Origin of the sequence: Dialister sp., from assembly GCF_036343215.1 — a bacterium.
Taxonomy (GTDB): Bacteria; Bacillota; Negativicutes; order Veillonellales; family Dialisteraceae; genus Dialister.
Map to the genome: position 1 here is coordinate 1 of NZ_JAZASU010000176.1, position 1,922 is coordinate 1,922.

General features: G+C 49.5%; 1 protein-coding gene. It reads right to left on the reverse strand.

Features of this window, described 5'->3' with window-relative positions:
- Positions 1–294 precede the first annotated feature (294 nt).
- On the reverse strand, positions 295–1,650 hold the full coding sequence (locus VZT47_RS10175; protein ID WP_330224847.1) for a hypothetical protein: 1,356 nt from the start codon (positions 1,648–1,650) through the stop codon (positions 295–297).
- Between the last annotated feature and the right edge of the window lie 272 nt (positions 1,651–1,922).

Sequence of the window (1,922 nt, forward strand, 5' to 3'; positions counted from 1 at the left end):
GCCACCGGGTGGGGATGGTGAGGCGGTACAGAAATCCAACATAATTACATACAATTTCATCCCAAACGGCGCCATTCAGAACAGAAATTTGTACATTCTTAAGTTGAAGTTTCTGTACATTCTTATCTTAACATTACCACCTCTATCCGCAGGCAAATCCCCCTTCACGATATCCGCTCCAGTCGAACTGCCTCCAAATCCCGAGTCTCTATCCGAAGGCAATTCCCCCTTCACGGTATCCTTTCCAGTCGAACTGCCTCCAAAGTCTCGAGTCTCTATCCAAAGGCAAATGAATCAAGGCATAATGACAAAAGTTCCTTCTTCCCCGGAAAGTCCCTTTCCTTTTCGATAGAGTTCCAGATCTCTCCCTGACAGTTCCTGCAGGGAATGATTCTTTTCGTCGATGCAGGTTGGATTTTCCATAGTTTCCACTTCGGAAAGGGAGAAGGCGCCGTCCAGTGGATTCCTTTCTATATGCCCCACTTTGTCCACCATGCGCCGGGACTGGGCATGGGCCGTTCCCTCCGGCCAGTAGGTGTGCCAGGAGAGAAGGGTTAGTCCTCCATTTTCGGGAATGACTTCGATGCTCTGATTTTTATTTCCATCAGAAGGATCGGGGAAAAGGCCCGCTTCTTTTAAAGTTTCCCCGGAAACGGGGACCGAAATCTGCCCGTTTCCTTCTCCGATGAGCCAGAAGCCTTTCGTCCCCGTTTCGCCCTCCAGGGTGACCTGCCAGAATTTTTCACCGGTTCCCGTTTCCAGCATCTGCACGTGAAAAGTTCCTGTGCTGCAGGAGGAAACAGGGCTGGTGTAAAGGACATTTCCATCATTCCCGGTGACCTGGAAGAAATGATTGTATCCGGTGAAGGTGATTTTCTTCCCTTCTGCCGTTTCAAAGGATTTCCGGGACCATTCTTCCCTTCCATTTTTCACGCGAAGGGAAAGGACCGTTTCCTTTCCCGCTCTGTGCAGGCGGTTTCCATCAGAAACGGGAAGGAAAGAAAGGAATCTTTCCGGATGAATGGTCCAGTCTTTCCGGTCTGCCTTTGCCTGCTTCCAGTCCCGGCCATCCCAGGCAAAATATGCCTGCCTCTCCGGAATGAAACCGGCGGGGCCCATGCGTCCTTTCGTGACGGAAAGCGTATTTCCCCTGAAGGAAGAAAGGAGGAGTTCCTTCGGATCTGCCGGCATTGGGACTCCCGCCGAAGAAAGTTCTTTTTCTCCCAGCACTTCCGTGAAGGCCCCTTTTTCCTCCTTCACCACATAGAGCTTCGAATCGCTGCTGATGAGCCAGAAACGGATATCCGGCCGGCTGGTATTGGCAATCTGGCAGGTATACCCTTCGGGATGAGACGATTTTTCCGTGGCATACAGGATATTTCCGTTTTCCCTGCGGATGGAAAAAGACGAATCATCTGCTGCCGCAATGATGGGATTCCCGTCGATTCCATACATCCGGACCGCCCGGTTCACTTTCCTGTCCAGCCGCGTCACGAGAGGGGTATGATTGTTGTAAAAATGGAAATCATCACTTTTTTCAGTCAGCCTCAGAGGTTCCCTCATTTCGGCGGGATTTCCTGCAAATCCTGCCGAAATGGCCCCCGCCCCGATGAGGGCCGTGAGGCATAGCCCGTAAACCAGTTTCTTCATCCCATCGCCTTCTTTCGCCGCTTATACTCTGCTTATATTGTAAGGAAATACTTTATAAAATACCGCCAGCGGAAAGTAAAAAGTGGGTCAAAGGAGAAAAAATCCGGTAAAAGAGACAGTAGCAGTTATCTGCAATATCATTAACTTAACAGCTGCTAAAGTGCTTCCAAATCGAAATTTCTCTATTGCGTTTAAAGGAAATAGGGCCTTATTCACCCTGTTCGGAGTAAATTTTAGTAGTTTTGACCGGTTTTTGAGGCACTCTAAAGGAA